The 6,668-nt window shown below is 65.0% G+C and carries 8 protein-coding genes and 1 pseudogene; 8 read left to right on the forward strand and 1 reads right to left on the reverse strand.

Features of this window, described 5'->3' with window-relative positions:
* From H928_RS28735 to H928_RS0118535, 7 genes and pseudogenes are all read left to right on the forward strand, one after another.
* Positions 1–347 (forward strand): annotated as a pseudogene (locus H928_RS28735) (curli production assembly/transport component CsgG); the annotation flags it as partial.
* 2 nt (positions 348–349) lie between these two features.
* Complete coding sequence (gene nudB / locus H928_RS0118510) at positions 350–835, forward strand: dihydroneopterin triphosphate diphosphatase (protein WP_021027845.1); 486 nt, start codon at positions 350–352, stop codon at positions 833–835.
* On the forward strand, positions 832–1,587 hold the full coding sequence (locus H928_RS0118515) for an endonuclease/exonuclease/phosphatase family protein (protein WP_021027846.1): 756 nt from the start codon (positions 832–834) through the stop codon (positions 1,585–1,587). Before nudB ends, H928_RS0118515 begins: the two co-directional genes overlap by 4 nt.
* Positions 1,588–2,003: 416 nt before the next feature.
* Entirely contained in the window at positions 2,004–2,735 is a 732-nt protein-coding gene (gene folE / locus H928_RS0118520) for a GTP cyclohydrolase I (RefSeq protein ID WP_021027847.1), read from the forward strand.
* Positions 2,736–2,812: 77 nt separating this feature from the next.
* Complete coding sequence (locus H928_RS0118525) at positions 2,813–3,703, forward strand: DMT family transporter (RefSeq protein WP_021027848.1); 891 nt, start codon at positions 2,813–2,815, stop codon at positions 3,701–3,703.
* 3 nt (positions 3,704–3,706) lie between these two features.
* Positions 3,707–4,564, forward strand: a complete 858-nt coding sequence (locus H928_RS0118530) for a DUF429 domain-containing protein (protein ID WP_021027849.1) — start codon at positions 3,707–3,709, stop codon at positions 4,562–4,564.
* An 87-nt stretch (positions 4,565–4,651) separates the two neighbouring features.
* Positions 4,652–5,311 (forward strand): LysE family translocator, encoded by a 660-nt coding sequence (locus H928_RS0118535; RefSeq protein WP_021027850.1) that lies wholly within the window; start codon positions 4,652–4,654, stop codon positions 5,309–5,311.
* Between the two features lie 41 nt (positions 5,312–5,352).
* Here H928_RS0118535 and H928_RS0118540 read toward each other — a convergent pair whose 3' ends face one another.
* Positions 5,353–5,745, reverse strand: a complete 393-nt coding sequence (locus tag H928_RS0118540; protein ID WP_021027851.1) for a tautomerase family protein — start codon at positions 5,743–5,745, stop codon at positions 5,353–5,355.
* A gap of 104 nt (positions 5,746–5,849) precedes the next feature.
* Here H928_RS0118540 and H928_RS0118545 point away from each other — a divergent pair.
* Positions 5,850–6,668: LysR family transcriptional regulator (locus tag H928_RS0118545; RefSeq protein WP_021027852.1), on the forward strand; the 819-nt coding region annotated here is incomplete at its 3' end.

Below are 6,668 nucleotides of genomic sequence, written 5' to 3' on the forward strand. Positions count from 1 at the left end.
TCGCGATGATTCCGGTGCTGCGCGATATCGTGGGCCTGGCCGGTGTGGCTGAGCAGGTCAAGTTCAAGGAGGCGCAGACCGCCTTGTTCCTGACCGACAACGAAACCACCGAGCAGGTCGCCGCCGCCACCGGCTCGGCCCGCGCCACCGACCTGGGCGTGGGCGGCGTGCTGCTGGGCCGCCTGGGTGGCGGCGCCGGCATGGGCTGGAGCAATACCAATGAGGGCAAGGTGATTGCCGCCGCCTTCCTGAACGCCCACAACCTGATGGTGCAGCAGGTGCGGCTGCTGCAGGCCAAGGCCTTGCCGCCGGCCGTGGCCACCCGCAAGCCCGAGGCCCAGCGTTGACGATGCAAGAGACTAGAGGCGCCAGCCTGCCCTACAAGCTGCCCCGCTCGGTGCTGGTCATCATCCACACGGCCGATCTGCAGGTGCTGCTGCTGCGCCGTGTCAGCCAGATGGAGGGCCAGGACTACTGGCAGCCGGTGACCGGCAGCCAGGACAGCGATAGCGAAACCTGGCAGCAGACGGCAATCCGCGAGGTCTTTGAAGAAACCGGCATCGATGCCCAGCAGCCTGGCTGCGTGCTGTGCGACTGGGATTTGGAGAACACCTACCCGATCTACCCGGCCTGGCGCCACCGCTATGCGCCCGATGTCTGCATGAACACCGAGCATGTCTTCAGCCTGCAGGTGCCGTCCTACACCAAGATCGTGCTCAGCCCGAGGGAGCACACCGCGCATGCGTGGCATGATTGGCTAGAGGCAGCACAGCGCTGCTATTCCATATCGAACAGCGAAGCCATTCTCTGGCTGCCGAGGTTCATAGCTTCATGACCGATACTCACGACGATTTACCGATACTGCGGGTGGCCACTTACAACATCCACAAAGGGGTGCAAGGCCTGGGACCCGTGCGCAGGTTGGAGATCCACAACCTGGGGCTGGCGGTCGAGCAGATGGATGCCGACATCATCTGCCTGCAGGAAGTGCGCAAGGACAACCGCAAGGAAGAGAGCTTCTTCAACAACTGGCCCGAGCAGAACCAGGCGGATTTTCTGACCCCGCTGGGCTATACCGCTGCCTACCGCACCAATGCCACGACGCGCTGGGGCGAGCACGGCAACGCTTTGCTCACCCGCTGGCCGATTCTGGAATCGAACCACCGCGACATCTCCGACCACCGCTTTGAGCAGCGCGGGCTCTTGCATGTGGCGATGGCGATTGCCGGCCAGCGCATCCACACCATCGTGGTGCACCTGGGCCTGGTGCATGGCAGCCGCCTGCGCCAGACCGCGCTGATCCATGAGTTCATCAAGGCCCATGTGCCCGATGATGAGCCGGTGATTGTCGCGGGCGACTTCAACGACTGGGGCTTCCAGGTCAAACGCATGCTGGCCGGTTTTGGCCTCTTCGAGTACGACGAGCAGCCGCTGATGACCTACCCCTCGCGCCTGCCCGTTGTGCAGCTGGACCATGTCTATGCCCGGGGTCTGACGCCCTGCGGCCTGTTTGTGCCCCGGGGCCGCATCTGGTGGCGCATGTCCGACCATCTGCCCTTGATTGCCGAATTCCGGTTGCGCGACTGAGGCAAAAACCGCTTTTCGGCTTTTGGGCGCCGAATGCTATCGAATCCATAGCTTTTACCCTTTTCTTGCGCTGGCCTAAGAACCTGTTCAAAGTCTCCTCGCGCCGCGACAGTGTCTTTGCGAGATGGGATGCTAGGCGCAATACCGCAGCAATAGCCGCGCTATTGCGAGGATTTGCAACAACGCAGACCGCTCGCTTCCAGGGCAGCGCAAAGCCACTGTCCCTGTGGGTTGGAGTGAAATCGGGCGATTTCTGCGCGCTGGCCCTTGCTTGCACCCCGGTGCAAGCTGCGTTCCATCCCTTCGAACTCATCCCGATTGCACTCCAACGCGGCTGCGTAGAGACTCTGAACAGGTTCTAAGGGGGAGAAACACCGTATGCTTGCGGGTCTGCAATCGCTGCTACCATCCCCGCTATGTTTACAGAACTATCCGATCCGAATAAAGCACCCGCCAGCGACGAAGGCACACCGGTGTCCGTCAAGATCCGTGAGCGGATAGTGGCAGCCCAGCAGCGCTTTCATGCCAATGACAACATCTCCGAGTTCATCGAGCCCGGTGAGCTCGAGCAGCTGCTTGACGAAGTCGAGCACAAGATGCAGGGCGTGCTCGACAGCATGGTCATCGACACCAAGGACGACCACAACACCCGCAACACCGCGCGCCGTGTCGCCAAGATGTACCTGACCGAGGTGTTCAAGGGCCGCTATGTGCCCCAGCCCGAGGTGACGGCCTTCCCCAATGCCGAGCACCTGAACGAGCTGATGATCGTCGGCCCGATCACCGTGCGCAGCGCCTGCAGCCACCACCTCTGCCCGGTCATCGGCAAGGTCTGGATCGGCGTGCTGCCCAACAAGAACACCAATGTGATCGGCCTGTCCAAATATGCGCGCCTGGTCGACTGGGTGCTGGGCCGCCCCCAGATCCAGGAAGAGGCCATCGTGCAGCTGGCCGATCTGATCATGAAGAAGACCCAGCCCGATGGCCTGGCCGTGGTGCTGGAGGCCTCGCACTTTTGCATGTCCTGGCGCGGTGTGCGCGAGATGGACTCCAAGATGCTCAACTCGGTCATGCGGGGCGAGTTTCTGACCAACCCCAATCTGCGGCGCGAGTTCCTGTCGCTGATTCCGCAGCGCGCAGGCAACTGATCCGCACCCTGACTGTGTGACACCCGGGCCCGACCCGGGTTATTTTTTTCCGTCTCGCTTCCACCGTTCCTCCAGCCATGACGCTCCACGCTTTCACGCTCATCATCGCGGCCGGCATCATCCACGCTTTCTGGAACATCGTCGCCAAGAAAGCCGGGGGTGACGCCCGCTTCTCGCTGTTCACCTCGGTGCTCAATGCGCTGGTGTGGCTGCCGGTGGGCTGGTGGGTGGGCAAGGATGTGGTGCCCCAGTGGGGCCTGACCGAATGGGCCTTTGTCTCGGCCAGCGCCTTGCTGCATATCTTTTACTTTGTCACCTTGCTGCGCGGCTACCGGGTGGCCGATCTCACCGTGGTCTACCCGCTGGCACGCGGCAGCGGGCCGCTGATCTCGTCGATGGTGGCGGTGCTGTTTCTGGGCGAGCATCTGTCGAGCCTCGGCGCGGTGGGCATCGCGGCCGTGGTGGCGGGCGTATTTTTGATTGCTGGCGGCCCGGCCATGCTGCGTGCCGCCACCCGGCCGGGCCCCGGCGAGGCCCGCGATCGCACCATCAAGGGCCTGTACTACGGGCTGCTCACGGGCCTGTTCATTGCCGCCTATACGGTGGTGGACAGCTATGCCGTCAAGGTGATGCTGCTCTCGCCCATCCTGCTCGACTACATGGGCAACCTGGTGCGCGTGGTGATGCTGGCGCCGCTGGGCATGATGAACTGGGCTGAGACCCGGCGTCTGTGGCTGCAGCAATGGCGCTTTGCGCTGGTCGTCGCCATCTTCAGCCCCATGGCCTATGTGCTGGTGCTGTATGCGGTGCAGACTGCGCCGATCTCGCATGTGGCGCCGGCGCGCGAGGTCTCGATGCTGTTTGCCGCCCTTATTGGCGGCAAGCTGCTGGGCGAGGGCGACCGCCTGCTGCGCATTGCCGGCGCGCTGCTGATCGGCGTGGGCGTGGTCGCGCTGGGATTGGGCTGAGCGATGCCAGGCGCTGCGCTGCCACCGGTGCTGGGCTGCGATTTCAGCAGCAGCCCCAGCCGGCGCAAACCCGTGGTGGTGGCCTGGGGCCAGCTGGATGCCGAGGCGGGCACGGTGGCGCTGCAGAGCTTTGAGCGCTTTGCCGCCTTGGCGCAGTGGCAGGATTTTTTGCAGCAGCAGCCGGCCTGGGTCGGCGGCTTTGACCTGCCGTTTGCACTGCCGCGCGCACTCGTCAGCCAACTGGGCTGGCCCAGCGACTGGCAGGCATGCATGCAGCACTATGCTGGCCTGGAGCGCAGCGAGATCCGAACCTTGTTCAAGGCCTTTTGCGATGCCCGGCCCGCCGGTGGCAAGTTTGCCCACCGCGCCACCGATGGGCCCGCTGGCTCCAGCCCCTCGATGAAATGGGTCAACCCACCGGTGGCCTGGATGCTGCATGCGGGCCTGCCCCGGCTGCTGGATGTGGGCGCAGATTTTCCGGGCCTGCTGCGCCGTGACAGTGCCCGCGTCGCGCTGGAGGCCTACCCCGGCATGCTGGCGCGCGAGTTGATTGGCCGGCGCAGCTACAAAAGCGATGACCGCCAGCGCCAGACGCCCGAGCGTGCCCAGGCCAGGGCAGAGTTGCTGGAGGCCTTGCAGCTAGGCCAGCACCATTTGGGGCTGCGCCTGCTGGCCGATGCTGCGCAGCTGCAGACCATGGCAGCCGATGCCAGTGGTGACCACCTCGATGCCGCCATTTGCATGTTGCAGGCCGGCTGGGCGCTGGCCCAGCATGCGGCGGGCCATGCGCTGTATGGCTTGCCGCCCGGCATTGACCCGCTGGAAGGCTGGATCGTCACTGCGCCGCTGTCACGCCCGTAAGCGCTGGCAGATCTGGTCGGCTGGGCCGCAGGCCATAATGTGCCGGTTCTTCGCCGCTGGTCTGCGGCCCTTCCCCGAGACATTCCTATGCCTACTTTCCAATCCCTGCTGGCCTTTTTTGGTGTTGCCGTGTTGCTGGCGCTGTCGCCCGGGCCGGACAACCTGTTTGTGCTGATGCAGTCGATCCAACGCGGCTGGCGCGTGGGCATTGCCGTGGTGGTGGGCCTGTGCCTGGGTGTGGTAGTGCATACCACGGCGGTGGCGCTGGGGCTGGCAGCGGTGTTTGCGGCGTCCAGCATGGCATTCACGCTGCTCAAGTGGTGTGGTGCGGCCTACCTGGCCTACCTCGCCTGGGGGGCCTGGCGGGCACCGGTGGCTGCAGATGCATCGGCTGGCGGAGCGGCTGCCAGCGGAAGCGGTCGAGCGGACATCGCAGGCAAGGACCTGCTGGTGATGGTGCGCCGTGGCGTGGTGATGAACCTCACCAACCCCAAGGTGCTGATCTTCTTCCTGGCCTTTTTGCCGCAGTTTGCCGACCCCGCCATCGGCCCGGTCGGCCCGCAGATCTTTGTCTTTGGCGCCGTGTTCATCCTGGCGGCCTTCCTGGTGTTTGGCGCCATTGCGCTGTTCTCCGGCGCCTTTGGCAACCTGCTGCTGCGCTCGCCGCGTGCGCAGTTCTGGCTCAACAAGATCACCGCCGTGGTGTTTGTGGGCCTGGCAGTCAAGCTGGCCACCGCGCAGCGCTGAGGCGCTGTCAAGTCCCCGGCGGCTGTGCTGGGCGGGATGGGTTAGCCGTGGCTGTAGCGGTATTCCTGCGTCTTGCCACCATAGCCATAGGCGGCGGCGCGGGCATCGATCAGATGCACATAGGACACCGGATGGAGCTTGGGCATCAGGCCGGCCATCGTGTCGTAGACCGCTTGCAGGTAGCGCGCCTTCTCCGCCTTGGTATTGGTCTCGTCGGTGATGCTGATATCGAGCTGAAAGGCGGACTGCCCCAGCTCCTCCAGCGTCTGGCCGGCAATCCACCAGTCCTGCGCAGCGACCTGGGTGAATGCAATGGCAATCACCTCGGGGCGCTTGCCCAGAATGTCTTGGGTGAGCTGGGCCATGGCCTGGCTGATTTGCTGCTGGCGCTCGGCATGGCGGGGGCCGGAGAGTTGGATGGCGATGTGGGGCATGGAAGGCTCCTGGGTGGGACGATGGGCCTATTGTGCGAGCCCTCTATGCATTTGAAAAACGGGAAGATATGATAGTTGCCATCTGTTAAACCGTTGGATAAGCCATGGCCCACCTGGACCTCGCCCAGCTCCGCACCCTGATCGCCGTGGTCGAGGCCGGCAGCCTGACGGCCGCTGCGCCGCAGCTGTTCCTGTCGCAGTCAGCGGTGAGCGAGCAGATCAAGAAGCTGGAGGAATGCATCGGCAAGCCGCTGCTGCTGCGCAGCAAGACCGGCGTACTGCCTACAGCGGCTGGCAGCCAGCTGCTGGGCCATGCGCGGGCGCTGGTGGGCATGGCCGAGCATGCCTTGCGCGACATGCGCGGCCTGGCGCTGCAAGGGGCGCTCAAGCTGGCGGTCACCGATTACTTCAAGCCCGATGCGCTGGCGCGCATGCTCAAGGCCTTGGCAGAGCGCCACCCTGCCGTGCGGCTGGAGGTCAGCGTGCTGCGCAGCGCCGAGGTGGAGGCCGCCTATGCCCAGGGCCAGTGCGATCTGGGTGTGGTGATGGCGCTGCCCCCTTTCAAACAGCGCCTGCAGTTGCTGGGGCCCGAAGAGCCGCTGGTCTGGGCCCGTCCCCGCCAATGGGCCGCCGAGCCCGGCCAGCCGCTGCCCTTGCTGGTGCTGCCCGACAGCTGCGCGCTGCGCCACTATGCCGAGACGCGCTTGCGCCAGCAGGGCCTGGACTATGTGGTGGCCCACCAGGCCTCGGGCGTCGCCGGTCTGCAGTCGGCCATTGCGGCGGGTCTGGGCGTGGCATGCATCAATGCAGCGGTGCTGACCGAGGCGATGGCGCCTGTGCTGCCCGGCGCGGGCTTGCCGCGCCTGAGCCGCGTGCGCTTTGGCCTGCTGCCGGTGCAGGGGGCTGAGCCGGCCCTGGTGCAG

It is taken from the genome of Comamonas sp. B-9 (genome assembly GCF_000410635.1).
In the GTDB taxonomy this organism is placed as follows: Bacteria; Pseudomonadota; Gammaproteobacteria; order Burkholderiales; family Burkholderiaceae_C; genus Comamonas.